At 53.7% G+C, this 25,636-nt stretch carries 21 protein-coding genes; 10 read left to right on the top strand and 11 right to left on the bottom strand.

What is annotated here, in order from left to right:
• The first annotated feature begins 129 nt into the window (after positions 1–129).
• The 3 genes from speA (at position 130) to MWU62_RS14895 (ending at position 3,410) form a co-directional block, all read left to right on the top strand.
• Entirely contained in the window at positions 130–2,040 is a 1,911-nt protein-coding gene (gene speA, locus MWU62_RS14905; protein ID WP_247115635.1) for a biosynthetic arginine decarboxylase, read from the top strand.
• Between the two features lie 135 nt (positions 2,041–2,175).
• Complete coding sequence (locus tag MWU62_RS14900; protein WP_348645652.1) at positions 2,176–2,775, top strand: sigma-70 family RNA polymerase sigma factor; 600 nt, start codon at positions 2,176–2,178, stop codon at positions 2,773–2,775.
• Positions 2,772–3,410 (top strand): ChrR family anti-sigma-E factor, encoded by a 639-nt coding sequence (locus MWU62_RS14895; RefSeq protein ID WP_247115633.1) that lies wholly within the window; start codon positions 2,772–2,774, stop codon positions 3,408–3,410. Before MWU62_RS14900 ends, MWU62_RS14895 begins: the two co-directional genes overlap by 4 nt.
• A 23-nt stretch (positions 3,411–3,433) precedes the next feature.
• On the opposite strand, the gene MWU62_RS14890 is transcribed toward MWU62_RS14895, so the two are convergent.
• Positions 3,434–4,201 carry an SDR family NAD(P)-dependent oxidoreductase gene (locus MWU62_RS14890; protein ID WP_247115632.1) on the bottom strand — a complete coding sequence of 256 codons (768 nt, stop codon included), beginning with the start codon at positions 4,199–4,201 and terminating at the stop codon, positions 3,434–3,436.
• 228 nt (positions 4,202–4,429) lie between these two features.
• On the opposite strand from MWU62_RS14890, the gene MWU62_RS14885 reads away from it, so the two are divergent.
• The 3 genes from MWU62_RS14885 (at position 4,430) to MWU62_RS14875 (ending at position 9,115) form a co-directional block, all read left to right on the top strand.
• Positions 4,430–6,205 carry an acyl-CoA dehydrogenase C-terminal domain-containing protein gene (locus MWU62_RS14885; protein WP_247115631.1) on the top strand — a complete coding sequence of 592 codons (1,776 nt, stop codon included), beginning with the start codon at positions 4,430–4,432 and terminating at the stop codon, positions 6,203–6,205.
• 186 nt (positions 6,206–6,391) lie between these two features.
• On the top strand, positions 6,392–7,183 hold the full coding sequence (tcdA, locus tag MWU62_RS14880; RefSeq protein WP_247115630.1) for a tRNA cyclic N6-threonylcarbamoyladenosine(37) synthase TcdA: 792 nt from the start codon (positions 6,392–6,394) through the stop codon (positions 7,181–7,183).
• Between the two features lie 21 nt (positions 7,184–7,204).
• On the top strand, positions 7,205–9,115 hold the full coding sequence (locus tag MWU62_RS14875; RefSeq protein WP_247115629.1) for a sodium:proton antiporter: 1,911 nt from the start codon (positions 7,205–7,207) through the stop codon (positions 9,113–9,115).
• Positions 9,116–9,125: 10 nt separating this feature from the next.
• Here MWU62_RS14875 and MWU62_RS14870 read toward each other — a convergent pair whose 3' ends face one another.
• The 4 genes from MWU62_RS14870 to MWU62_RS14855 all read right to left on the bottom strand — a co-directional run bounded on the left by MWU62_RS14870 (position 9,126) and on the right by MWU62_RS14855 (position 12,567).
• Complete coding sequence (locus tag MWU62_RS14870; protein WP_247115628.1) at positions 9,126–10,109, bottom strand: NADP-dependent oxidoreductase; 984 nt, start codon at positions 10,107–10,109, stop codon at positions 9,126–9,128.
• Positions 10,110–10,203: 94 nt separating this feature from the next.
• Positions 10,204–10,668: an acyl-CoA thioesterase gene (locus MWU62_RS14865; RefSeq protein ID WP_247115627.1), complete on the bottom strand. Its 465-nt coding sequence runs from the start codon at positions 10,666–10,668 to the stop codon at positions 10,204–10,206.
• Between the two features lie 2 nt (positions 10,669–10,670).
• On the bottom strand, positions 10,671–11,750 hold the full coding sequence (locus tag MWU62_RS14860) for an SMP-30/gluconolactonase/LRE family protein (protein ID WP_247115626.1): 1,080 nt from the start codon (positions 11,748–11,750) through the stop codon (positions 10,671–10,673).
• A gap of 4 nt (positions 11,751–11,754) precedes the next feature.
• The gene (locus tag MWU62_RS14855) at positions 11,755–12,567 is read right to left on the bottom strand and encodes an alpha/beta fold hydrolase (protein WP_247115625.1); all 813 of its coding nucleotides are present in this window, start codon (positions 12,565–12,567) and stop codon (positions 11,755–11,757) included.
• A 398-nt stretch (positions 12,568–12,965) separates the two neighbouring features.
• On the opposite strand from MWU62_RS14855, the gene MWU62_RS14850 reads away from it, so the two are divergent.
• From MWU62_RS14850 to MWU62_RS14840, 3 genes are all read left to right on the top strand, one after another.
• On the top strand, positions 12,966–14,015 hold the full coding sequence (locus MWU62_RS14850; protein WP_247115624.1) for an AraC family transcriptional regulator: 1,050 nt from the start codon (positions 12,966–12,968) through the stop codon (positions 14,013–14,015).
• Complete coding sequence (cls, locus tag MWU62_RS14845) at positions 14,015–15,445, top strand: cardiolipin synthase (RefSeq protein WP_247115623.1); 1,431 nt, start codon at positions 14,015–14,017, stop codon at positions 15,443–15,445. Before MWU62_RS14850 ends, cls begins: the two co-directional genes overlap by 1 nt.
• 95 nt (positions 15,446–15,540) lie before the next feature.
• Entirely contained in the window at positions 15,541–16,224 is a 684-nt protein-coding gene (locus MWU62_RS14840; RefSeq protein ID WP_247115622.1) for a GntR family transcriptional regulator, read from the top strand.
• On the opposite strand, the gene MWU62_RS14835 is transcribed toward MWU62_RS14840, so the two are convergent.
• Together MWU62_RS14835 and MWU62_RS14830 are read right to left on the bottom strand one after the other, a co-directional pair.
• Positions 16,221–18,410: a patatin-like phospholipase family protein gene (locus MWU62_RS14835; protein ID WP_281494935.1), complete on the bottom strand. Its 2,190-nt coding sequence runs from the start codon at positions 18,408–18,410 to the stop codon at positions 16,221–16,223. The two genes, MWU62_RS14840 and MWU62_RS14835, sit on opposite strands and share 4 nt — an antisense overlap.
• Before the next feature lie 64 nt (positions 18,411–18,474).
• Entirely contained in the window at positions 18,475–19,068 is a 594-nt protein-coding gene (locus MWU62_RS14830) for a hypothetical protein (RefSeq protein WP_247115621.1), read from the bottom strand.
• A gap of 227 nt (positions 19,069–19,295) precedes the next feature.
• Between MWU62_RS14830 and MWU62_RS14825 the strand changes: the two genes are divergently transcribed.
• Positions 19,296–19,661 (top strand): hypothetical protein, encoded by a 366-nt coding sequence (locus tag MWU62_RS14825; RefSeq protein ID WP_247115620.1) that lies wholly within the window; start codon positions 19,296–19,298, stop codon positions 19,659–19,661.
• Between the two features lie 41 nt (positions 19,662–19,702).
• Here the strand turns inward: MWU62_RS14825 and MWU62_RS14820 are convergent, their stop codons facing one another.
• From MWU62_RS14820 to MWU62_RS14805, 4 genes are read right to left on the bottom strand one after another with little or no spacing between them, the layout of a single operon-like run.
• The gene (locus MWU62_RS14820) at positions 19,703–22,486 is read right to left on the bottom strand and encodes a transporter substrate-binding domain-containing protein (protein WP_247115619.1); all 2,784 of its coding nucleotides are present in this window, start codon (positions 22,484–22,486) and stop codon (positions 19,703–19,705) included.
• Positions 22,487–22,501: 15 nt separating this feature from the next.
• On the bottom strand, positions 22,502–23,908 hold the full coding sequence (locus MWU62_RS14815; RefSeq protein WP_247115618.1) for a GGDEF domain-containing protein: 1,407 nt from the start codon (positions 23,906–23,908) through the stop codon (positions 22,502–22,504).
• On the bottom strand, positions 23,908–24,831 hold the full coding sequence (gene xerC, locus MWU62_RS14810) for a tyrosine recombinase XerC (protein WP_247115617.1): 924 nt from the start codon (positions 24,829–24,831) through the stop codon (positions 23,908–23,910). Before xerC ends, MWU62_RS14815 begins: the two co-directional genes overlap by 1 nt.
• A gap of 52 nt (positions 24,832–24,883) precedes the next feature.
• The gene (locus MWU62_RS14805; protein WP_247115616.1) at positions 24,884–25,630 is read right to left on the bottom strand and encodes a DUF484 family protein; all 747 of its coding nucleotides are present in this window, start codon (positions 25,628–25,630) and stop codon (positions 24,884–24,886) included.
• Positions 25,631–25,636 lie beyond the last annotated feature (6 nt).

The raw sequence follows: 25,636 nt of genomic DNA, 5'->3' as shown, positions 1-25,636 counted from the left end.
TTGTTGGCAATTGTTGCGGTTTGCTGCAATCAACACTCGTCAAGCCTTTCAGGTGCCAAGGGCAAGCCCTACAATACCAGCCATTGAGTCGGCCTGCCCGGCCCCAGCTTTTCCAGAAGGACAGCAGCCATGAGCAACACCAACGCCTCCCCGGCCCACAAGATTTACAACATTACCCAATGGAGCGATGGCTACATTGGCGTTAACCCGGTAGGTGAAGTTGTTATCCGGCCAAACCGTGGCAAGAGCGAGGCAGAGATCAACCTGCCGGAACTCACGCGATCACTGGTGGAATCCGGGCTTCAACTGCCTGTGCTCATCCGCTTTACGGACATCCTGCATGACCGGGTAAACAAGCTGTGCAACGCGTTTAACAAAGTGGCCGCAGAGCATAGCTATAAAGGGCAATACACGGCTGTCTATCCCATCAAGGTAAACCAACAGCGCCGGGTGGTTGAAGAGTTGATCGCGGCAGAGCCTGCAGCCAGTAATAAGCAAATCGGTTTGGAGGCTGGCAGCAAGCCCGAGCTAATGGCGGTACTCGCTCTGGCCAAACAATCGGGTTCAGTCATCGTTTGCAACGGCTACAAGGATAGGGAGTACATCCGGCTGGCGCTGATTGGCCAAAAGTTAGGCCACAGGGTGTTTATTGTGGTGGAAAAGCAGTCTGAGTTGCCGCTTATCCTTGAAGAAGCTAAAAAGCTGGAGGTTTCTCCGCTGATTGGTGTACGAGTTCGTCTTGCCACCATCGGCAAGGGTAACTGGCAGAATACCGGCGGTGAAAAATCTAAGTTTGGGTTGTCGGCCAGTCAGGTTTTGGATGTTGTTAATACCCTCCGCAAAGCCAATGCACTGGACACGCTTCAGCTTCTGCACTTTCATCTTGGTTCGCAAATCGCCAACATTCGCGATATCCAGACCGGTTTACGGGAATGCGCGCGCTTTTACAGCGAGCTGCGCCAGATGGGTGCCCCGGTGAATACGGTTGATATCGGTGGCGGCCTTGGCGTTGATTACGAGGGCACGCGCTCCCGTAGCGCCTGCTCGATGAACTACAGCATGCATGAATACGCCTACAACGTAGTGCACGTATTGCAAGCTGAATGTGATCGCTACAAGCTTCCGCACCCAGACCTGATCAGTGAATCCGGCCGTGCGCTGACGGCGCACCACTCCGTGTTGGTAACGAATGTGATTGACCACGAAGAGCCGGAAGAGCGCCCCACTAAGCAGCCTATGCAGGATGCTCCAGCCCCGCTACAAGATCTATGGCGCGACTTGGAAAGTCTGGAAGACCCTGAGTCCCCGCGCTCGTTGGCTGAAATCTACCACGATGTGTTGCACGCCATGGCAGATGTACACGGCCAATTTGCTCATGGAACGCTCTCTTTGCAGGAGCGCGCGGATTCAGAGTTACTCTATATTCGATGCTGCCGTTTACTGCAGAGCCAGCTCGACAAAAACAGCCGGGCTCACCGTGAAATCATTGATGAGCTGAATGAAAAATTGGCCGCCAAGTTGTTCGTCAATTTCTCGCTGTTTCAATCATTGCCTGACGTTTGGGGCATCGACCAGATATTCCCGGTCATGCCCGTAAACGGCCTGAACCGCCCACTGACCCGGCGCGCGGTGATTCAAGATATCACCTGCGATTCAGACGGTCGCATCGACCGTTATGTGGATGGTCAGGGCACGGAAACTACGTTACCACTGCCAGAAGAAGTGCCCGGCGAACCCTTACTCATGGGCTTTTTCATGACCGGAGCCTATCAAGAGATTTTGGGCGACATGCACAACCTCTTTGGTGATACCCATTCGGTGGATGTGCGCCTGAACAGCGACGGAGGCTATGATACCAGCGCCCCCATCATCGGCGACACGGTTGCCCATGTACTCAGGTACGTTAATTTCGAGCCCAAAACTCTACTGCAGGCCTACCGCAACAAATTCACAGCAAGCAGTTTGCCAGAAGACATACAAACAAGCCTTCTGGAAGAACTGGCTGCTGGGCTTGAGGGTTACACTTATTTGGAAGAATAAATTCGAACTTCTTTCATGACTGACTGATCCGCACTGACAAAGCGCCCGTAAGACTCAAAACTGACAAACCCGGGACGAGTGCATAGAATGAATAAGGTAACGAATATAAATCATGCGATTGTCAAGGAGCGTCCGGTGACCACACTGGATCAAAAGCCAGCACGTGCCGAGGGCCGAAAGGACCCTTGGAGTCAGCTGTTGGTGAAGGTGGGTAAAGATCAGGATCGCAAGGCCTATCATTCTTTGTTTGAGCACTTTGCGCCGCAACTCAAGTATTACGCCATGGCAAATGGTATGGCCAGCCATGCGGAAGAGCTCGTACAGGAAGTATTTGTTTCTATCTGGCGCAGGGCCTGCTTGTACGACTGGCAGAAAGCCGCAGCTTCAACTTGGATTTTCACCATTGCACGTAATCAGCGCATCGATATGCTGCGCAAAATGCGTCGCACTAGTGCCGAAATGCCGGTGGAAACCGAAGATTTGTGGCAAATTCCCGGTGAAGACGACAATCAACCGATAACTTCGCTACACCGTCTTATGTCTGAACGCCGGGTGAGAGAATCTCTGAGCCAGTTGCCAGAAGATCAAATTACAGTAATTGCAAAGGTGTACATGGAGCAAAAGTCGCACCAAATGGTGGCTGACGAATTGAACATTCCACTCGGTACGGTAAAAAGCCGGGTACGCCTTGCACTAAGCAAATTGAAAGTGATTTTGCAGGATCAGAATGTATGACACGGCATCACCCCGATAGCCTAAGCCTGATGGAGTACAGTGCGGGCAACTTGAGCGAGCCTCACGCCCTGTGCATTCGTCTCCATCTCGACAAATGCACCCATTGCCGCAGCCGGGTAGACACACTCGACAGTCTTGGCGCTGTGATGATGGAGCAGCAGCCAAAAGTCAGCGTTTCCGAGACTATGTTTGATGATATTCTCGCGAAAATAGACAGTTCTCCGGCGCCAGAGCTTCCGGCCAAAGCAGTGCCGAAGATTAGTCTACTGCAAAAGCTACTGGGTGAAGATATCAACGATCTACCTTGGAAGCGGCAGTTGGGCGACGTCAGTGTTCTGGATATTACTGAAAAGTTTCCGGGCCAGAAGGAGCAGGTTGTCCTGCAAAAGCTGGTAGCGGGAGGCAAGGCACCGGCTCACACCCATCGTGGCATTGAAACAACCATAGTGCTGCAAGGCGCCTTCTCCGATCAAAAAGGTGTTTTTAATCAGTGGGATTTTGTCGTCCTGACTGACCAAGACGAGCACAAACCAGTCGCTGTAGGCTGCGAAGACTGCATTACACTTTCTGTACTTAGCGCGCCGGTCAAGTTGACCGGAACTTTCACGCGTATGCTCAACCCCTTCATACGCTAATTTTACTGACCAATCGCTGCCTTTTACCAAGGCAGCGATGACCCATCCCAGCTCACGAATCGGCCGTTATCTTCTGGCGTTATTTTTTCTATAACTGACAATAAATTTTCGGCTGTTTCGATAGCACTGTGCACCTGAAGTTGAGCTAGGGACTGCCTGAAAGGTTCACTCAGAGCTGAGTCGGTTGTTCCCGGGTGCAACGCCACGCAAGCAATGGGCTTGCAGCGCCGGGGCAGTTCCACAGACAAAGTGCGCACCAACATATTTAAAGCAGCTTTTGAGCTTCGATACGCATACCAGCCACCTAAATGATTGTCCTCTATTGAACCAACCTTCGCTGAAATAGCGACCATACGTTTAAAATCGCGATGCCTAAACCAAGGCAGAAGCGCTTGAGCCAGCAAAACAAAGCCCGTCGCATTTACTGCAAAGGCTCTGGCCAAACTGCTCGCCTGAAGCTCTTCCAGACGCTTCTCAGGAAACAAGGCCCCATCGTGAAGCAAGCCAGCAGCGTAGATAAACGTATCTAAGCCGTTTACGGCCGGAACGAGCTTTTCAAGAGCCTTAATAACGGCTTCAGGCGACCGTTCATCTTCTGCATTCCACGCCAATAGCTTTAATCGACTGTGACTGCGCAGAGGCTCAGCTACTGTCAATGGGTCGCGACAAAGCCCAATGACTATCGATTTCTCGCCCGATTTCTCGTCCAATTCCTCATCGCGGGCCAAAAGTGCCGCAGCCAGAGCGCCGCCGATGGCTCCAGACACACCAGCCACAAGTATTCGCTTCATATAGCCTCTCCATTTCCGTTTCAACGATATACGAAAATTTGCCAAGCCAGACCCCATTAACCAGTGAACCACAAAATTAAAACAGTCGTATGAAAAGGCACTGACAACAAATACAGGCTATGGCTCACATGCCGCTGCCTGCTGTTACGTGTAATGACGGCCCCGATAAAGGCCGACAAGATCCATCAGCTATCAAGGCCGCTTTAAGGCTATTTAAGGAGAGTGCTCATGCAATACCAAGCTCCAGCAAATGATCTTCGCTTTCTGTTGTTTGATGTACTGGGTGTTGATCGGCTTCACGAACTGGAAAAATACGCCGATGCCACACCGGACCTGATTACTGCAGTAATAGATGAGGCGGGAAAACTGGCGGCGGAAGTCATTCAGCCAACCAACCAAAACGGCGATCGTGAAGGTTGTCACTACAACCCGGATACTCACGATGTGAAAACGCCGGAGGGCTTCAAAGAAGCTTACAAAAGATTTGTTGAAGGTGGCTGGACAGCATTGGATGCGCCTCTGGAATTCGGCGGACAGGGTCTACCACACACGTTGAAATTTGTTGTGGACGAGATGGTGTGCTCCACCAATCTATCGCTTGGCATGTACCCAGGGCTTACCCACGGCGCCATCAGCGCGCTGCATGCCCACGGTTCTGATGAGCTCAAACAAACGTATTTGGAAAAACTGGTTTCCGGCGAATGGACAGGCACCATGTGCCTCACTGAACCCCAATGTGGAACAGATTTGGGCATGATCCGCACCCGCGCCACACCAAATGACGATGGCAGCTACGCCATCGAAGGCACAAAAATTTGGATTACTGGCGGTGAACACGACCTGACCGATAACATTGTGCATCTGGTACTGGCCAAATTACCCGGCGCGCCAGACACCACCAAAGGTATTTCCCTGTTTATTGTGCCCAAGTTTCTACCGGATTCCGGTGAGCGCAACCCCGCGTTCTGCGGCGGCCTAGAGCACAAAATGGGCATTAAGGGTTCTGCCACCTGTGTGATGAACTTTGAAGGCGCTAAAGGCTGGCTGGTAGGTGAGGCCAACGACGGCATGCGTTCCATGTTCACCATGATGAACGAGGCCCGCTTGATGGTGGGCATGCAGGGTCTGGGGCTTGCCGAGATGGCCTATCAGGAGAGCCTTGCATTTGCCAAGGAGCGCCTGCAAAGCCGTTCCTTGAGCGGCCCGAAGAACCCGAACGGCCCTGCCGATCCCATTATTGTGCACCCGGATGTACGCCGCATGTTGATGCGCCAGAAGGTTCTGAACGAAGGCATGCGCGCCCTCGCACTGTTCACGGGGCATCAGCTGGACCTCTCGGTCGCCCATCCGGACGAATCCGCCCGGGAATCGGCCGATGACCTGGTACAGCTACTCACACCCGTGGTAAAAGCATTCCTGACCGATGAAGGCGCCAACAATGCCAACACCGGCCTGCAGGTACTTGGCGGCTCCGGCTTCACCACCGACTGGCCACTGGAACAGCTGGTTCGGGATGGCCGTATCGCGCGCATCTACGAAGGCACAAACGGCATTCAAGCAATGGACTTGGTAGGCCGAAAACTGAGCCTGAAAGGTGGACAACTTGTGCGCACTCTCTTTGGCGTGCTCTCCGGATACCTGAAAGACAACCCGGAAGCTCCTCACCGAGAAGAGCTCAAAGGCGCCATGGGTGCGCTGGAGAAAGCCACTATGTGGCTGGCAACTAACGCCCCGAAAGACCCGGAACAGGCAGGCGCTGCGGCGACACCTTACCTGCGCCTGATGGCACTGACAGTTGTCGGCTATATGTGGTCGCGCATGGCCAACGTCGCCAGCCAACAGCTGGCTACCGGAGAAGGCAACAAACCGCTGCTGGAAAGTAAGCTTGTATCTGCCCGTTTCTATTTTGAAAAGCTGCTACCGGAAATCCACTGGCTACTGAGCGACATCGAAAGCGGAAAGGACAGCATGATGGACATGGGAGATGACCACTGGGCTGCCTGAGCCTTAACAGAAATGGTCTTAAAACCGGGTACGGCTTCACAGCACCGCAGCCTGTACCCGGGCAACAACTTGAAAGCCGCGCACTGCGTGGCTTTTTTGCAGGTATTTTCTGTCTGATCGGGCTCTAGGGTATAATCGCGCCTTTGATTTTTCCCGGTCTTTTGCCCGGCTTCAAACGGAGACTCCATGAACGCCGACGATTATGCCTTCCGCTTTGGCGGCATAGAACGGCTGTACGGGCGCCGAGCCCTGCATGCCTTCCGCGATGCTCATATTGCAGTCATCGGTCTGGGTGGCGTTGGCTCATGGGCAGCAGAAGCGCTAGCGCGTAGCGGCATTGGCACCATTACGCTGGTTGATATGGACGATATTTGCGTGTCCAACACCAACCGCCAACTGCATGCTCTGGAAGGCCAATATGGGCGCACCAAAACCGATGCCATGGCAGATCGACTCAAAGCCATCAACCCCCATGCAGATATTCGGATTCATTTCGGTTTTCTCACGCTGAAAAACCTCACGGAGTTGGTCACACCGGATATAACTGCCGTGGTTGATGCCATCGATAGCGTTAAACCCAAAGCAGCCCTGATTGCCCACTGCCAACGGGCAAAGATCCCCATCGTTTGCGCTGGAGGTGCCGGCGGACAAATGGATCCCACAAAAATTCTGGTAGCGGATCTCAGCAAAACTACCCAAGATCCCCTATTAGCCAAGGTGCGCAACCTTCTGCGCAGGGAATACGGGTTCTCGCGCAATCCTAAGCGACGCTTCGGCATTGAGGCCATATACTCAACAGAGCAGCTCACGTACCCTGCCGAGGATGGCGAAGTTTGCCTGCAAAAGCCCGCAACCGCTGGCCCCTCGCGGCTTGATTGCGCATCAGGCTTTGGCGCCGCCTGCCCGGTAACGGCCAGCTTTGGACTGTTTGCAGCCTCTCGGCTGTTAAATCGCATTGCAAAACGCACCAACCAATAACCACACGAGTACCAAACGTTTATGCCAGCCAGCACAGTCCTGATTCTCGCCAGCATTGGTGTCCTCTCATTGTCTTTTCAGTGGCTTGCCTGGCGCATGCGTGTGCCCGCGATTCTATTTCTACTGGCAGGAGGCATATTGGTGGGCCCGGTACTGGGCTTTTTAAAACCAGACGAGGTCTTCGGCGACTTGCTGTTTCCGCTGGTGTCTCTAGCCGTTGCCGTCATTCTGTTTGAAGGCAGCCTAACACTCCGCTTTGACGAGATTCGCGGACACAGCAAAATGGCCCGTAATCTGATACCCATTGGCTCCATTGTTACCGGCATTATCGGCACTTTGGCGGCTCGCTGGGTTTTGGATATCTCTTGGGCAGTGGCTCTGCTCTTCGGCGCTATTTCCATAGTCACAGGCCCCACTGTTATCGCACCCCTACTGCGCTCTGTGCGCCCAAGCGCAAAACTGGCCAACATTCTGCGCTGGGAAGGCATCATTATAGACCCGGTAGGCGCCTTGCTAGCCGTTCTCGTGTTTGAGGGCATTGTGTCTTGGGGGCAAGGCAATGTTTTCGGCCACTCTCTATATATTTTTGGTAAAACCCTGCTAATCGGCTTTGTTACTGGCGCTGTAGCCGGTTATTTGAACGGCTTGGTGCTACGCAAGCACCTAATGCCGCAATACCTGCACAACGCCGCCACGCTCACCTTCATGTTGGGTGTTTATGCCCTGTCCAATGAATTGGCCCACGAATCCGGCTTGCTTACCGTAACGGTTATGGGTATTTGGATGGCCAACATGAAGCAGGTATCTGTAGACAGCATTCTCGAATTCAAGGAATCACTAAGCGTACTGCTGATTTCAGCGCTGTTTATAATTCTGGCTGCGCGAGTGGAATTCGCCGCTATCGCGGATTTGGGCTGGGGCTTAGCCGTAGTGCTGGTGGTTTTGATGTTGGTCGCCCGACCGCTGAGCGTATTTCTCTCAGCCATAGGCACAGACCTAAACTGGCGGGAGAAAGTGTTCTTAAGCTGGATAGCTCCCAGAGGCATTGTTGCAGCGGCGGTTTCCGCACTCTTCGCTTTTCAACTCCAAAATCTGGGTTACGAGAGTGCTTCTGCCCTTGTGCCCATGGTGTTCGTACTCATTATTGCAACTGTGACCTTGCAAAGCCTAACCGCGCGGCCTATTGCCCGACTATTAAAAGTCACCGAACCGGCGGAGTATGGCTTCCTGATTCTGGGTGCAAATCCTGTTGCCCGCATGATTGCGCAGGCGCTCAAGAAGCATGAAGTTCCCGTTGCCTTAACAGACACCAACTGGGAAAACGTGCGCCAAGCACGAATGGACAACTTGAAAGTGTACTTCGGCAACCCGGTTTCCGAGCACGCTTCAACCCACCTTGATCTGACAGGGATCGGTAACCTGTTGGTTATCTCCCCTTACAAACACATGAACTCGCTGGCGACTTACCACTTTTTGGATTGGTTCGGCGACACCAGTGTATTTAGTCTTTCGGAAGGCGATCAAGATCAAAAAGCACGGCACCAAACGGCCGGAAAAATACAAATGACCCGCGGCCTTTTTGACGGCGTAAGCTATGCCAAACTTGCGAGCTTGGCCAGTCAAGGATATTCAATAAAAACCACCCAGCTCAGTGAAGAGTATGGCTACAACGACTTTCTAGAGAAATACCAAGGTCAGGCTCTGGTGCTGTTTGTGTTTGACAGCAAGAGCCGAATCAACCCGGTACGCAGCATGGACGACCTGAAACCGGATGACGACTGGATACTGATCAGCTTGGTGCCACCCCAGAACCGTAAAGAGCGGAAAAACAAGGAAAGTAATGGGGAGGGGGCAGAGCCTTCAGCGATGGGTAAAGAGCCCTCAGCCACAGGCGAAGGCCCGCCCCCCGAAAGCTCGTCACCAAGAAGCTAACAACTGAGGGCTAGCTGCAATCCAGAACCAGCTTGCCCCGCACATGCCCACCTTCGAGCAGTTCGTGGGCTTGTGCCACCTGATCCAGCGTAAACGCTTTTTCAATGTGCACCTTCACCTCGCCATCTTCAATCAGCTCGGCAATTTCTTCAAGGTGGAAGACATCCGGGCGAACAGTCATACCGTGAGCCCTTAAGCCCTGTGCTTCGGCAGCACTGACTACCTCATCGGCAGTCACCGTAGGAATGGTTACCAGCATGCCGCTGTCTCCCAAAGTGCGCAGGGAGCGTTTACCCGTGTCGCCGCCTACCAAGTCCAGCACCACATCCAGCCCAAAGCACTCTTCCGCAAAATCTGTGGTGTTGTAGTCAATGACCTCGTGCACCCCCAGCTCTGCAAGAAAGTCGCGGTTTCCGGCAGAGGCCGTTGCAATAACATGGGCACCCCGCGCCAGAGCAAACTGTACAGCCAGATGGCCGACCCCGCCTGCACCAGCATGCACAAGAATTTTCTGGCCAGCTTCAAGCTCGGCCACTTCAAACAAGGCCTGCCAAGCTGTGAGTGCCGCCAGCGGTAAGGCGCCCGCAGTTACCAGATCAAGCTCCTCGGGTACTACGGCCAGCTCGTCTGCCGTTGTCAGCGCATACTCTGCATAGCCCCCGCCATTCAGCGGAAAACCAACCAACCCCATCACCCGGTCTCCCGGCACCAGAGTGGTTACGCCGTCACCAATGGTAACCACCTCTCCGGCCACATCGTAGCCGGGTGTCCATGGCAAAGCGTTTTCAATCTGCTGCGCCACAAATCCGAAGCCTTTGCGGGTTTTCCAGTCAATCGGGTTGAGCCCGGCACCGTGAACACGAATCAGTACCTCGCCTGCTTGCGGTGAAGGAATGTCCGAGCTCACTACCTCCAAAACATTGCGCTCACCAAACTGGTTATAGACCACTTTTTTCATAGACGATTCTGAACTCTGGTCAATGGGCATATCCATGGGTATCTCCGAGAAAGCGCGCTGATTAGTGACTGATTGGTGTTGGAGCTTCTATTCTTTCGTCAGGTTACCAGAAAGTGCTTGCAATAGTGACTTACAGACCCTTTCCTCCGGGCACACAAGCCGCCTTCATGATATCGGCAAATTCTTTTGGCGCGCGCGAGGGCCGCTGGGTTTTCAAGTCCACACAGGCGTGGGTTGATACCGCCCTAACCAGAGTTTTTCCATCTTTAGGGCGCACCAGCTGAAATTGTCTCGCTGAACGGAAGCGTCCATCAAAGCCGGTAAGCCAGGTACCCATAATCAGCCGATCCCCGGGGTTTGCAGCCGCAAGATAATCAATCTCTGTACGGGTGATCGCGAAGGCTTTGCCTGTTGCTTCATTCAGCTCCCAAGTCATGCCCAAGCTCTTAACGTGGGCCCAGCTGATGTCTTCCAGCCAGCGCACGTAAACAACGTTGTTGGCGTGCCCCAGCTCATCGGTATCCTCTTCAACCACCAGAATCTCAAGGGTAAAGGGGGCAGGTAGATCCCACTGTATAGGTTGTTGTTCGGTCATTTCTACTCCTCAAGGCCCGGGATAGCCTGCAAGGCTAGCCGCCCGATACGGTCATTGTGCAAAGAGCCAAAGTACAACTGCCCGCCGTGCGGGTTAACCGAGGTAATTTCCTGCAAGTGCTCGCCTTGCGTGTCGTGCAGGCTGGTTATTACCGCTCCGTCGCTATCAAACGCTATGGCTAAACCGTACTCTTGTGGCGCAGGCTGAAAGCTCTTGGGTAATTTGGCGACCAATTCTTTGAGCCAGGGTTTCGGGTGCAAGGTATCAATACTGGCATTGCGAAGCGTGGGGAAAGCGACCCAGTACCGGCCTTTTTCATCCACCGCCAGATTGTCGGGAAAGCCCGGCAGGTTATCCACGAAAATTTCCGCTTGCCCTGCTTTCGGTCCGTTTATCCAATAGCGCTGAATGCGGTATTTCCAGGTCTCATTCACCAGTACATAATCGCCGTTAGGTGCCACTGCAACGCCGTTGGCAAAATGCAGGCCACTAAGCAACACCTCGGTTTCACCTGTTTTTGGGGAGTAGCGTAAGAGGCGGCCGTGGGGCCGCATTTCCAGCAAATCGAGCTGGTAATCCGGTTGGTAGAAACGTGAGCTGGCATCACTGAAATAGATCCGGCCATCAGCGGCAATATCAAGATCGTCGGTAAACCGGAAAGGAACGCCCTCTGCCTCACTGGCCAGTACAGTCGTTTCGCCTTCCGGGGTAATTGATATCAGCCCTTTCCAGGCGTCGGCAACGATAAGATTGCCATTCTGGTCAAACATCATGCCCAGAGGGCGCCCTCCGGTGGACAGCCAGTTTTCAACTCGGCCGTCCGGATATACCCGCACAATGTAGCCATCTTGGGTGCCCGCATAAACTACACCTTCGGAGTTAACCGTTGTGTCTTCCGGCCCATACACCTGCCCTTTTGCAAGCAGTTCTGCTTGGCGCAATTGCTCGTTCGGCGCCAGCAATCCTGTCATGGCTTTCGGGCTCGGTGGCTGCCAGGCGCTGGCATCAATAGGAGATGGCGCCATAAAAAAACCGCCCAGCACAATAAACAAAACCAGAAATCCGCCCGTCAACCACTTCATACGCTCAACCCGCTTGTTTGTTATTTTGACCCGAGAGAAACTGCTGGCACAGCGCAACGAAGGTGTCCGTTTTTTCGGCATGCAGCCAATGCCCGGTACCCTCAATAACTTGGATCTGGGCTTCCGGGAACAATCGGATGATGTCTTCCTTGTGTTTTTCTTGGATATAAGCCGAGTCAGCCCCTTTCAAGAACAACACCGGGCCCTTGTATGGCGCATCTGCAACTGGTGCTGCGGCCAGATTCGCATAGCAGTCATCAATGGCTTTCAAGTTCAAACGCCAACGGTACACCGGGCCGTCTTTTAACTGGTCTTCGTTCGGAATCCGTTCGAGGTTCATGAGCAAGAACTGCCGAACACCAGGCGTCTCCACGAACTCTGCCAGCTGCTTATCGGCATCACGACGGGAACGAACACTAGCAAGATCAACTTGCATCATACCCTCTAGAATAACGTCATGGTGCGCTTTGTAGGTTACCGGAGAGATATCGGCAACAATGAGTTTCTCAATCCTCTCCGGAGCCTGCAAAGCAACCTGCATCGCCACCTTTCCGCCCATTGAGTGTCCCAGCAGGCAGGCCCTGTCGAGCCCCTGTTTGTCCATGTACTCAAGCACGTCTCCCGCCATGCTTGGGTAATCCATCGTATCTGCGTGGAAGGAGCTACCATGGTTGCGCAGATCCAAAGCGTGCACCTGCCATTGAGTATGGAACTGCCGGGCGATAGCACCCAAGTTTTCCTGAGCACCAAACAAACCGTGCATCAGGATCAGCGGGGCACCTTCTCCGGTAATTCTGTGATTTAGTATTTCACTCATGGGCGGGCCGTCTCCGTCGGGTTCATGTTATTTACGATGCCGATACATTAACACTGCCAGTCAAACGAGCAAGGGGAGGACAATAGATGGCCGCTTTTTACGGCGAAAAAAAACCGGGCATTGCCCGGCTAAATTGGTCATAGTCTTCTTCGCTACGGCTTTAGCAGTAGTAGATATCGCCTAGATATTCTGCCAATGCCATTACGTTTTCGCGCTCAAGCTCGGTTTGGGGTACAAAAATTTCGTTTCTCATCGAACACCTCCTGATGCGTTTTCCATTACTTCAACCTGTGCGTTAAATGCTATCGTTGTACAAAACAGAAACCGTTGACAGACTGTCCCACTCGTTTGACATTTTGTATCAGCATCCATGACAACTCGTTAATGGGCCGGCTAAAGTGACATCTGCACCTACGGACAACACAACAGCACCTCTCGTTGCAGCATCGAGCACTCTTGCACTGGTGCACTACCTGAAGCGTCAGGGGGTTCTGGACAGGCCGCGGGTTGAACAGCTCACTGGCGTGAGTATTTCGGCACTTGAGGACCCCGATCTGCGCATACCTGCACATGCTCACTACGAGCTTTGGGATCACGCAGAAAAAGTGACCGGCGACCCGGCGATAGGCCTAAACGCAGGTCAGATTATTGATCCCGACCGTATGGGGCTGGTTGGGCACGTATTTTTCAATTGCGATACGCTTGGCGAAGCTGTAACCCAGTACGTACGTTTGCACCGGCTAATCAACGAATCGGTCACTCTGAGCTTCGAGCAAACGGGTGATCAAGCTATTCTGACTTGGCAGGCAGACTCCCCGGAGCACTACTGCCGTCAGGATATGGATCGCACTTTGGCAGCCGCTTTGTGTCGAACCCGGCACTTTATCTATTCAGGAATACACGCTGAGTGGGTAGAAGTCGCCCATGGGCGCCCGGATTACGCCGATAAGTACGAAAAACTGCTAGGAGGGCCAGTGGTCTTCGGGGCCGCAGCAACACGTCTTGCATTCAACAGCCGCCACATGAGTCATCCGATTCCGCATCGCAACCCATATGTGTATTCAGCGGTTTTGAAGCAGGTCAACGGCCTGCTGGCTCGCTTGCAAACTCGACGTTCATTCGGTCGCAAGATCCGCCGGCTAATATCGCGCCAAATGTCGACCGATAAGATCGATGCTGACACTCTGGCCAGACAATGCCACATGAGCCGTCAAACCCTGTACCGAAGACTCAAGAAAGAGGGTCTAAGCTTTCACGAGCTTGTGGAACATGTTCGTAAAGACAAAGCCTTGCGCTATGTTGCGTCTGATCGCTACGCGTTGGGGGAAATTGCCTTTCTATTGGGATTCTCCGAGCTGAGCGCGTTCAGCCGAGCTTTCAAACGCTGGACCGGAACGGCTCCTGCACAGTATCGCGCACAGCATCTTAACCGGGAAGCAGACGAATAATGCCTGACACCTCACTAGTGGCCATAGCAATCAGCCTGCTTTATTTGGGCTCGGCTGCCTGCATCTATCGCATTCTTCTGACTTATCGTACAACCCAAGGTGCTATCGCTTGGATTATCGGCCTTCTAGGTCTGCCCTATATCGCAGTACCCATGTTCCTTGTGTTCGGCCGCTCGCGCTTTGGTGGCTATGTCAAAGCACGGCGAATGGGAGACCAAGCCCTAACGGCTTTGCTCAACCGGTTTGAGCGGCAGACCACTTCTCTCTCCATGCCAAAACAACAAAACCTTGATAGGCCGCTGCAAGTGCTTTGTAAGCTCGGCCGCCAGCCCTTCACAGAGGGCAACCGGTGCGATCTGCTCAAGGATGGCGAAGCCACATTCGATGCCCTGATTAAAGCGATGGAGAACGCAACGTCTTATATTCTTCTTGAGTTCTATATCGTCCGTTCTGACAAAATTGGCCAACGCATCAAAACCACGCTTGAGAGAAAGCTCTCGGAAGGCGTGCAGGTATGGTTTTTGTACGATGACGTGGGCAGCTTCGGGCTGCCACGGGCCTATTTGAAAGAGCTCGAAAAAGCCGGTGCCAAGGTTGCTTCATTTGGCGACGGCAACATCCGACGCCGTCGGTTTCAGATTAACTTTCGCAACCACCGCAAGCTATTGGTTTGTGATGGCAAGATTGGTTTTGTAGGTGGCATTAATCTGGGTGACGAGTATCTGGGCACCGTTATAGATCAAGAGCCCTGGCGAGACACCCATTGCCGCATAGAAGGCCCAGCCGTTATCGGGTTGCAACTGGCTTGGCTGGAGGACTGGAACTGGGCCAGCAACGAGTTTCCCAATCTGGACTGGTCGCCAAATGAGAAAATGCCGGGCGACGAGCAGGTGTTGGTGCTGCCTACAGGACCGGCGGACACTTGGGAAACCTGCACTTTATTTTTTCTGAGCTGCATCAACAACGCTCAGTCCCGCATCTGGATTGCTTCGCCGTATTTTGTTCCCGACGTGCAGATTGTGAATGCACTGCAACTGGCTGCTCTGCGCGGAGTGGACGTGCGAATCATGATTCCGGAAAAGTCAGACAACCTATTCGTTGGGCTTGCAGCCTATTCCTACCTAATCCAAGCCCGGCAGGCGGGCATTGGTATTTATCGGTATCAACCTGGCTTTATGCATCAGAAAGTCGTCTTGGTTGATGACCACTATGCCGCTGTCGGCACCGCTAATTTGGACAACCGCTCCATGCGGCTGAATTTCGAGATCATCGCGATCAATACCTCGCAAACCTTTGTTGGCGAAGTGGACGCCATGCTCACAGAAGATCTTTCCCACTGCCGCAGGATGACGGAAGAGGACTATCAAGGCCGCTCGCTGATGTTCCGCCTGACCTGCCGCGCCGTTCGCCTGCTGGCTCCTTTGCTGTAATCGAACGTTTGGCTTCTTGGACACTGGCTCCAGAATGGTTGAATATGCGACTATTCTTTCTACACTCATTCAACTATGCCTAGTGAAACTCACCCATGAAGGCCTTCGAACCAAGAATAACACTGACTGAACAAGTCGCCCGCCACATTGAGAATCAGATCGTTTTCGGCCAATTCAGCTCCGGTGAACGTATTTACGAAGGCACAATGGCAAAGCAAATGGAGGTTAGCAATGGCTCCATTCGCGAAGGTCTTTTACTACTCGAAAAGCGCCATTTGGTAAAAAACGTGCCTCGCAAAGGCGCTTTTGTTACAGATCTGGACGATTACTTTGTACGCAGTCTTTACGAAACGCTGGAGCTGTATTTGGCCCACACGGGGCGCAAGCTTGCACGTCAGTGGCAACCGGAAGATTTGAGCCGGCTAGAGCAGCTGTACCAGCAGATGGAAGACCACTTTCATAAAAATAATCTGATGGCGTTCCTCGACCTAGGCATTGAGTACACCAAAGCCTCCCTCGCCTACGCCGACAACTATTTTATTGTTGCGGCAATTGACGACCTATGGCCCTCGGCCAGACGCTGCGCGTTCGTCGCTTTTAAGCGCGGCGGCAAGCGGGTGCTGGAAGACAATCTTGCGCACATGCGGGAATCCATCAGCGCACTTCGAGACCGAGATGAAGAAAGACTGGCTTCAATCCTCCACCACTACGCCCTTCAACAGTGTCAGCAGGTTTGTGAAGCCGCAACAGTGTCCAGCTCACTTGCAAAAACGCCTTAATAAAACAGCTGGGTAAACGAGAAACCGATATTCAGGTAGGCCGTCCAGTTGTCCTCGTTGTTGTAGGCAGTTGCTAGCTGTACTGGGCCTAAGAAGGTGTCCACTCCGGCAAAAACACTCCAGGACTTTACTGAACTGTGCCACCCGGCATCACTCAGTGATTCCCAAGCATTGCCTGCTTCCAGCCCCATGCCTGCAAACCAAGGCGTAATAGGCCCTCCAAACACTTGGCGAGCATAAACAGATGCCATCCCTGCACTGTTTCCAGTGATCTGTCCAGGCGCATACGCGGATAGCCGCCGAAAGCCCCCAAGCCGTATTCTGTTTTCAATGCCCGGATTGCCGCGAGTCACCGTATGGGCATAGAGCAGCCCCGTCAGGGTAAACTTTCTCCAACTACCTGTGCCCAGAGCCATACCTGTTAAAGCATCAAAGTGCCGGTCAGACCCTAAATCTTCGCGCTCCAAGCGACCCCGAATTCCAGCAAAGGCACCGCTGCGGGGGAAAAACGCATCATTCAGGGAGTCATGCACCAACTGTAGGCTGATACCGCCTTGATGCACCGCTTCTCTGGGTGCTACCGCTACACCAACCTGTTTATCCACCGTGGCATATCCGCGGGTGTAGGTTAAGCGTGTCTCAGCGTTGCCACCCAGCTCCATCCCCAAACCAAGATCAAAATACCGGAAGGTAACATCAAGCTCAGCAACACGCGCGCCTTCAGGGTCGTAAACACTGACAGTGTCCCGGGAGTACTCGGCTCCCGCCACCATAAAGCGCTCATAGCCATAGTCAAGTGGTTGATACCACTGGGTGCGGACACGCGGTTCGGTACCAAGCTGCAGGCCCGTTTGCCACTCTCCCCCCAGAGCATTCAATTCTGTCACACGCAGGGAAGAGGTAAGGTTGAATCGGGTATCGCCGTCGAAGTTGTCCTCGTAATTGAGTCCGAAAGACAAATAGTTAGGCCCCCAGCTTTTTTCCTGAGCTTTGATAACCAACTGCGTTCCGTCGGCTGACGGGGATTGGGAGTAGGACACGGTTTCATAATAGCCAAGCCCGTAGATCCGTTTGAGATCCGCCTCTAACGCTTCCACATTTAAAGGCTCACCGGTTTTCTGGCGTATACGTTCCTTGAGAAACGCCCCACTCAGGCGACGGCCATACTCAACGTCAATACTTGCAACCACTCCCTCTGCACCCAGATTTGCAGAAGCCAATCGCGATCTATACGCCTGCCACACCTCACTTGGTGCAGTCAGCGGGCGAAGCTCTACTGCATGTTTCCGGCCTCCGGCGGCTCCCAGCTCAAATAACGCTGGCGCATCATAAAAGTCTGCTGAGCCGTAGTCTTTTAAATCCGGACGGATGAGAACATCTTTCTCGCCCAGCAAATCGAGCTGCTGGTCAGTATTGCGTCGGGTCATGATGGTGGTGAGCTGGCGAAACACCGAGAAGGCTTCTTGCAGCTGATCCGAGCTTACCAAGGCATCGGTGATATCAACGGCAATGATAATGTCTGCGCCCATTTCACGGGCGACACTAATAGGCAAATTGTTCGCGATGCCGCCGTCTACCAGCAAGCGGCCATCAAGGTTGACCGGGGCGTAAACGCCGGGAATGCTCATACTTGCCCGCACCGCGTTAGCTAGATTGCCCTTGCTAAGCACCACCATATCACCGGTTTCCAAATCGGTTGCGACCGCTCGGAAGGGGATAGGTAAACGGTCAAAGTCTTCGACTAGAGCAACATTATGGGTGAGGCCGTTAAGGATAAAACCAAGGTTTTGTCCGGCGATGATACCTGCGCCCAGATGCAGCCCGTCCAAGCTGACACCAAGGCCGGGCGTAACGGGAAAACGCCACTCTACTTCTTTCCGGCGGACAGGCTTGTATGCCCGACCGGGGTCATCCCGAAAGCTCGACAACCAGTCCAAGTCAATGAAGCGCTGTTCTATTTCCGCGACCGACATGCCCGAGGCATAGAGTGCACCCACCGCTGAACCCGCGCTGGTACCTACCACCAAATCCACCGGGATATTCATTTCTTCCAGCACGCGAAGCACACCTACATGGGCCATGCCTTTTGCACCACCACCGCTAAGAACGAGACCAATTTGAGGGCGATCATCGTCTGGTGTGTCACTAGCGGCCGTCGCGAGTACTTCGGAGGCCGCTAAAATCAGGCAGGTAAGTGATACTACCGAGAGCCACTTCAAAACCTAACAAATCCCATGCTCTCCAAGCTCATTATCTTTTTGACTCGTCATCTGCCAATGAAAGATGCGACACATCCGGCACCATGGGTGGCGGCAAGTCCCGCTCAACGCCGATATCGCTACCGGCTGGGGCCAATGTCCAGTCGTCAAGATGTTGAAACATGGGCGGCTCGGCCTCCTCAGGCTCTACCAGAGTCACACCTACCGGGTCGAGCCCAAGCGCCGACCCGGCAAGAATCTCATCGACTTTTTCTCCCGCCACCGGCAAGCGATCACCCGGTTCAACACTTGGTGTGTTGGTGCGGGGCTGCGAACTTGCAGGTTGGGAGGCAGTTTTATCTGCACTGGGTGCGATGGGAGTGGGCCCAGGTGCAGGCGCTGGCTTTTCCGGAGGTTGGCTGCCCGGCATAGGCTGAACATAGGCAAGCATGCCGTGCTTGTTCAGCACCTGTCGATATTTTTCGGCCTGTTCTTCATCGAGCTTGTTGCGGATCACCACGGGACTGCCGCTGAACATGCGCTCAATTTGTTCAACGCTGGCCTTGAACAAAGCGCGGGCATTGTTTCGCGCGGTGGTCATATCTGTGCCAGGGGCGCACTCTCCCTTGAATACGAGCTGAAACATGGGCAAGTCTCCTGCCGTCAGTTTTGGTTTCATAATAGTTGATAGGCGACGTTCATGGGAGCCCTTTGCAATCGAGCCAAAACCCCTAATGTATGCAAACTGCAAACAATTGAAAAAAGCGGACCTAATACCACGCAATAAGCGACAGTTTTTGCAATAATCCTTGTAACGAAAAATTACAATCCGTTACACGCATCCGGAACGCTATACTCGGGGAGCAAGCCTACATGAACATCAAGAGCCTGATCCACATCGCAACATTTGCTGCTGCACTTGCCGCGCAAACTGCCCACGCGGAGAATCTGGACATCGTAATGAGTCAGGTGTTCCCTAAAGATCAGGCAACCTACATTGGCTACGAGAGTGTTGAGCGCGAAGATATTCCTGCGACCTCTGCTGTCGACCGCAAGTATCTCATCGTCGATTTCCGCCTTGCGGCCAGTCAGCAGGCATCGGAACAGCTTCAAGCCAGCGTTCACAAAGTCTGTATGGCTTTGTTAAAAGACCGCGAGCTGATCCGCAACCTGTCTGACTCCGGCTACGATATGGTTTCTGTAGCCTTTGACCGCCGGTCCCAGTTTGATTGCCTCTAAGAGTTTGAGCCCGCTCTGAGTTATAGAGACGCCCATTCAACTCATTCTTCACGGCCCAGCAATTTAGGAAACATATCCAGCGCACTGTTCACCGAATCGAGATTGAACGCCTCGACATCTGCCAGCAACTTCTCACCAAAACGCGTTACGGACCTTGAGCGATAACGCTCCCCCCACGCCAGCACGCGACGAGCAAAGTCTCTCATTTCTTCCGGGTCACCACTTTCCCGCACAGCTTCCCACTCGTCACCAAAATCTGCCGTCAGCTGCTCTCGCAACCAGCCGCGCTCTTGAATACTCAGCGTTTGTGCCAACAAGCGTTCAGATTCCTTAGTTTCACCTTCATCTTCAGCCCGCTCACCGGTCGATTGAACGTTGGGCAACGTAAGCGTAAAAACAGATCCACTATCCGGCTCACTTTCTACTTCCAATTCGCCCCCCATCATCCGGGCCAGCTTACGACTGATGGCGAGGCCTAGCCCTGTGCCACCATAACGGCGAGTGTTCTGCCCCTCCTGTTGCTCAAAGGCATCAAAGATACGGTCACGCTGGTCGGGAGAAATCCCGATACCCGAATCTTTTACCTTGACCGTGAGCCGGTAATTTTGGTGTTCCTGCGCTTGCCCGGTTTCATCTTCAACCGGTTTGACGGTTGCCCGCACTGCTACGCCGCCTTCGTGAGTGAACTTAATAGCGTTACCCACCAGATTGAACAGCACCTGCCGAAAACGGGTCTCATCCAACATCATCGCCACCGGCATATTGGAACCAACACTTACTTCCAGAGTGATGCCTTGTTCCCGTGCGCGCAGATCAAAAATATGCCGAACATCATCCAGCAGCCTACGCACGGATACCGGCGAATAATCCAGCCGCATTTTGCCAGCTTCAATTCGGGAGAGATCAAGAATGTCGTTGATCAACATCAGTAGGCTGCGGCTCCCAGCTCGGATGGCATCCAAGTAGTTACGCTGCTGGGGGTCGGTCACACTGTTGCTGAGCAAATCACTGTAGCCGATCACCGCATTCATGGGTGTTCGGATCTCATGGGACATATTGGCGAGAAATTCACTCTTGGTGCGGCTTGCAGCTTCTGCCTCCCGGGCTAAGCGCTCCGCCTCCAGTTTGGCTGCCCGCAATTCGTCTTCGCTCCGGCGCAGAGCGTTTTCAGAACGAATTCGCTCGTCCACTTCCCGCGACAGTTTGCGGTTCCAGTAGAGGAAGATCAGAACCACCACAATGGCGATCAGAACAACCCGTCGCACCACTGTGTAGTCTGCTTCCTGTTCAATATCGAGGTGAATCCAGCGGTTGTAGATAGCCTCTGTATCGGCAGGCTTCAGGCTGCCCAGAGCTTTGTTAAGAATGCGATGCAGTTCTGGGCTATCTTTAGTGACCGCTAGCCGCAGGTCATATTGGTAGGGTGTAATGCTGGTAATTCGAAGATTGGAAAGACCAAGTCTGGCAACGGTATAGCTGACTGCCGGAATATGGGTCACCATAACATCAAGGTCGCCATTGGAGAGAGCTAGCAGCCCGTCCTCGACCGTTGTCATAGGGTAAAGGTCAAGATTTGGATGGTTAATCAACAGGTAGTCGTGTGCCGCATGGCGGTTTACCACACCCACACGCTCACTCCGCAGTTCCCGCAAATCTCCGATAAAGCGCCCGTCATCGCGGATAGCCAAAGCAATTGGCACGTTCACATAGGCCCGAGTAAAGAGAAACGACTCCTGAGTTCGCGGTGTGCGGGACAAGCCTGGCAGAATATTCACATCTCCGGAAACCAGTGCCTGCTCAGCGGTCACTCGGTCTTCCAGTATTTTCCTTTCAAACCTAACGCCTAACTGGTTTTCAAGGCGCGCAACCAGATCCGGTACAAGGCCGGTGGGGCGGCCGTCTTGTGCATATTCGAACGGCGGCCAATCGGAGCGATAAGCGACCGAAAGTTCAGGGTGGCGCTTGAGCCAGTCGACATCAGAAGCTGACAGTTCCACCCCGCTCTGCTCCAACGCCGAAAGATCCACCTGTAGCCAAGACTGCCGAATAACCCGGTGCTCGTTGTGGGTGATGGCACCTACGGTCTGATCCAGCACCCGGAACAAAGAACCATTGCTTTCATCCACCTGAAACACCACATCGACAGATTTCTGATCAAGCAGCACCGATAGGCCAATACCGTTTATCATGGCTGATTGCAGATAATCCGACACCACGGGCACCGGCCCGAGAAAGGCATCTGCCTGACCGGACAACACACGGCTAACGGCTTCACCAAGGCTCTGTACTGGCACTGGTGTAAAGCTTTCGACAGAATCAAGCATGTCATACTGGTTGGGATCGCCCTCAACAACCGCTATGCGACCACTCTCAAGGTCCGCCAATGAACGGATTGCGGCATCGCCTGCACTAACAAACAGGCCATAGGTGAGCGTCATTAATGGATGTGTAAACCGAATACCATCCGGCACAGGTGTTCCCGGGATTCTTGTGGTTAGCAAAGCATCGGTTTTGGGCTGCGCAAGTTGTGCTTCGGTATTATCGTCAGTGCTTACTACTACTGGCTCAATTGGTAGGCCGAGCTTACCCGAGAGGCGGGCAAGGTAGTCAATATAAGTCCCTGCGAGGTCACCGTTGCCGGTGTCGAAGACGAGAGGCACTTGCTCTGCGCGCACCCCAATTCGGAGTATTTCCTGTTCGCCAACCCAGTTCAGGTCTTCACTGCCCAATACCGGCGCGGGTGATGCCTGGGGTGGGTCTGCCTGTGCCGAAGTTTGGCAGGTTAGAAGCAGCCAGAAAGCTAAAACTAAAGGGGTGGCCTTCACAGGGTATCCTCAGGACTAACCGATCTTAATACAGTTCCGGCCATTGTCCTTGGCAAGGTAGAGTGCCCTATCGGCCCTATCAAAAACCGACTCCTCAGTGTCGTCGGCTGCAAAAGCCGCCAAGCCGCTAGAGAAGGTTATGGTCACCGGTTCTCCGCCAAAATGGAACGGCAAGTCACCAACGTGGGCACGCAGCTTGTCCAGCACTGCACGAGCATCTTCCGCGTGTGTTTCCGGAAACAGCAGCGCAAACTCTTCGCCACCAAAGCGGGCTACGAAATCCGTTTTGCGCAGCCGTTTTTTGATTTCTCTAGCCACCAGTTGAAGCACCCTATCACCAGCTTTGTGTCCGTAAGAGTCGTTCACACGCTTGAACAGATCTATATCCAAAACGCCAATGGTCAGTGGATACTGATAACGCTTCCAGCGATTGAATTCAAAAGACAGACGCTCTTGCCAGGCTTCACGATTAGGCAGCTGTGTAAGCAAATCTGTAACGGCTCGCGCACGTTCCTTTTTTACCTGCCCCTGCATTTGCTCAGAGTGTGCTTCCATGGCCGCCATTTTTTCCTGCATGGCCGCCAGCTGTTCAGACAGCATTTTTTCCCGTTCCGTTTCTTCAACCCGGAAACGCCCGACGGCTTGGCCAATAGACTCCAAGTGGCTAGTGACAGACTGTTTTAGCTCGTTAAGGTCGCCGCTTGATTCGATGTGCCGCCCAACCTGCTCAATCTCATCACGGATATTGCGGTCCAAGGTTTCGGCTGCCGCCTGACGGCTAGACTGCGCCGATGATTGCTGGAAAAAATGCTCCTGCAAGGACTCAAGTCGCTCATCAAGGCGCTTGAGAAAGGCTTCAAACTCGCGCTGACTGCGGGTAACAGCGGCCACAATCAGGTCTGCCACCTGATTCAGCCCGTCCCGCAACTCATCCCAGTTGCCACTCGAAAGCAGTGCTTTTTGAAGGTTTCGCGCCCGGGACTCGGCATCCGGCTCCAAAGAAACCTGACTAAGCAACTGCCCAAGGAGGTGACCAACACGTCGGGCGATTCGCAGCCGCTGGCTCTGATCTTCAACACTGGGGGCCGGCTCAAGCGAACCCGTCTCGCTCGCACTCTCACTTACGGTGTTTTCGCCTTCAACCATCGCGGCCGAGGGCATATCGTCCAGCAAAGCGATTTGGCGATCTATTTGCTCCTGCAAACGCCGCCAGCTATCCACCTCAACTTTTCCTTTGCGCAGGTCAGACCTTATTTGATCAAGCAGGCGGTCCAGCTCGGGTGTTTGGCCTGCAGACGCAAGGCTGGTGCGCACCAGCATACGCTCCAGAACATTGCGCTCGGCTTTCCAATGCTCTTCCCTCTGCTCTGCAGATTCAAGTTCCTGAAAGTACTTGTCCTTCCAGGTCTGATCCGATGACATCAAGTAGTTCCTTCTTGTCCGTCGTTCTGGTCGTCGTAGTCACGCGAGTTGCGTCTTCGCGCTCTGGGGTGGCTCTGGTCGTATACCCGAGCCAAATGCTGGAAATCAAGATGAGTATAGACCTGAGTTGTAGCAATGTCCGCATGACCCAGCAATTCCTGAATCGCTCGCAAATCACCACTGGATTCAAGCATGTGGCTGGCGAAGGAGTGTCTGAGCATATGCGGGTGGAGTTTTTGGTCTGCTCCTTTTAAAACGCCCCAGCGGCTAAGCCGGGATTGAACACTACGGTGACTAATGCGATCGCCCCTGCGGCTTACAAACAGCGCGGGCTCAGCTTCCGGGGCAAGCCCTGCGCGAATGGGCAACCACTGGGCTATGGCTTCCAGCGCTTTTCGTCCAACGGGTAGCAGTCGTGTTTTGCCACCTTTCCCGACAACCCTCGCTTCGCCACCTTTGCAATCAACGGCATCGATATCCAAGCTGGCGAGTTCCGCCAAGCGCAGGCCCGAAGAATACATCAGCTCGAACATGCACCGGTCGCGAACTTCTAAAGGGTCGTCCGGGGCGGCATCCAGAAGAGAATTGAGCTGATCGACGTCGGCCACACCGGGCAGGCGCCGGCTGCTTTTTGGCGCGCGAATGTCTAGGGCTGGGTTGTCTGTGGCTAGGCGTTCCCGCAGTAAATACTGGTAAAATCGCCTTATGGCCGACAGGTGGCGGGCAATGCTGCGACCACTCAACCCCGCACGACTAAGGTTGGCTACGTAACGGCGCAGATCATAACCGCTAAGGTTACGCCACTCGCGGCTCTCCTGCTCCACAAGCCAGACGGCCAGCCGCTGCAGATCGCGCTGATAGCTGTCACAGGTTCGGGGCGAGTGGCGCTTCTCGGATGCAAGATGTTGTATGAAGGCGGTCATGCACCCGCTCAACTCATCAGGCACGAGAGCTGGGGCGGGCGTAGCGGTCACTCTAGCGGGACTCTGTCGCAAGGTCGGCAACTGGAGCGGCCGTAGTATGGCGGCGCACCATGGGTGGCAGTAGTCGGCTGAGGGTGTCACTGATGTAACTGAGAAACAGTGACCCCATGCTTTGATCAAAGTAACCAGGCTGACAGCTTCCGACCGCAAACACTCCCACCAGTTCGTCATGGCGCAGAGGTACCAAGGCTACAGAAGCAATGGGTTCGTCACGATCCGGGAACAGGAACTCCCGCTCGCTCTCACGGAATTGGCCACAGACTGCGCGGCTGCCTTCCAAAAGATTACCGAGGCGCTCTTGTGCATCCGCAGGGCTCACAACATGCAGAGCACCCTGAGAGTTTCCGAGCACATCCCCTTCGGCAAACAAAATAACCGAAGCTGCATCTAACCCGAAGTCGCCGCGAATGCTGTCATCAATAGCGGATGCCATGTCCATTAGATTGCGGGCTTCGATCACTTGCATCAACAGCCGCTTGCTCTTTTCAAACAGACGGTCGTTGTGGCGGGCAATGGATACCAGCTCTACAAGTTCATGGCGGAGCGTATCCCGCTGTTCGCGAAACAGGTGCACCTGCCGCTCAACCAAAGAGATCGCCCGGCCACTGTCGTGGGGCAGTGTTAGGCTGCGCAAAAGCTCATCCTGATCGACAAAAAAATCAGGATTGTGCTTTAGGTACTCAGCCACGGCTTCGCGGGTGAGCTCTCCGGCCTTCTGGTGGGCCGTTTGGTCTGTCATTGTGCT

Origin of the sequence: Marinobacter sp. S6332, assembly GCF_023016045.1 — a bacterium.
GTDB lineage: Bacteria > Pseudomonadota > Gammaproteobacteria > Pseudomonadales > Oleiphilaceae > Marinobacter.
Note: the sequence above shows the minus strand (reverse complement) of the source record. Positions and strands in the feature narration are given on the sequence as shown.

Excerpts from the sequence above, each read along its gene's own strand:
- MWU62_RS14830 (WP_247115621.1), bottom strand. The coding sequence starts at position 19,068 with ATGTTTCAGCTCGTATTCAAGGGAGAGTGCGCCCCTGGCACAGATATG.
- speA (WP_247115635.1), top strand. The coding sequence starts at position 130 with ATGAGCAACACCAACGCCTCCCCGGCCCACAAGATTTACAACATTACC.
- MWU62_RS14840 (WP_247115622.1), top strand. The coding sequence starts at position 15,541 with ATGAAGGCCTTCGAACCAAGAATAACACTGACTGAACAAGTCGCCCGC.
- MWU62_RS14895 (WP_247115633.1), top strand. The coding sequence starts at position 2,772 with ATGACACGGCATCACCCCGATAGCCTAAGCCTGATGGAGTACAGTGCG.
- MWU62_RS14885 (WP_247115631.1), top strand. The coding sequence starts at position 4,430 with ATGCAATACCAAGCTCCAGCAAATGATCTTCGCTTTCTGTTGTTTGAT.
- tcdA (WP_247115630.1), top strand. The coding sequence starts at position 6,392 with ATGAACGCCGACGATTATGCCTTCCGCTTTGGCGGCATAGAACGGCTG.
- MWU62_RS14825 (WP_247115620.1), top strand. The coding sequence starts at position 19,296 with ATGAACATCAAGAGCCTGATCCACATCGCAACATTTGCTGCTGCACTT.
- MWU62_RS14860 (WP_247115626.1), bottom strand. The coding sequence starts at position 11,750 with ATGAAGTGGTTGACGGGCGGATTTCTGGTTTTGTTTATTGTGCTGGGC.
- MWU62_RS14805 (WP_247115616.1), bottom strand. The coding sequence starts at position 25,630 with ATGACAGACCAAACGGCCCACCAGAAGGCCGGAGAGCTCACCCGCGAA.
- MWU62_RS14855 (WP_247115625.1), bottom strand. The coding sequence starts at position 12,567 with ATGAGTGAAATACTAAATCACAGAATTACCGGAGAAGGTGCCCCGCTG.
- MWU62_RS14865 (WP_247115627.1), bottom strand. The coding sequence starts at position 10,668 with ATGACCGAACAACAACCTATACAGTGGGATCTACCTGCCCCCTTTACC.
- cls (WP_247115623.1), top strand. The coding sequence starts at position 14,015 with ATGCCTGACACCTCACTAGTGGCCATAGCAATCAGCCTGCTTTATTTG.
- MWU62_RS14815 (WP_247115618.1), bottom strand. The coding sequence starts at position 23,908 with ATGTCATCGGATCAGACCTGGAAGGACAAGTACTTTCAGGAACTTGAA.
- MWU62_RS14875 (WP_247115629.1), top strand. The coding sequence starts at position 7,205 with ATGCCAGCCAGCACAGTCCTGATTCTCGCCAGCATTGGTGTCCTCTCA.
- MWU62_RS14870 (WP_247115628.1), bottom strand. The coding sequence starts at position 10,109 with ATGGATATGCCCATTGACCAGAGTTCAGAATCGTCTATGAAAAAAGTG.
- xerC (WP_247115617.1), bottom strand. The coding sequence starts at position 24,831 with ATGACCGCCTTCATACAACATCTTGCATCCGAGAAGCGCCACTCGCCC.
- MWU62_RS14890 (WP_247115632.1), bottom strand. The coding sequence starts at position 4,201 with ATGAAGCGAATACTTGTGGCTGGTGTGTCTGGAGCCATCGGCGGCGCT.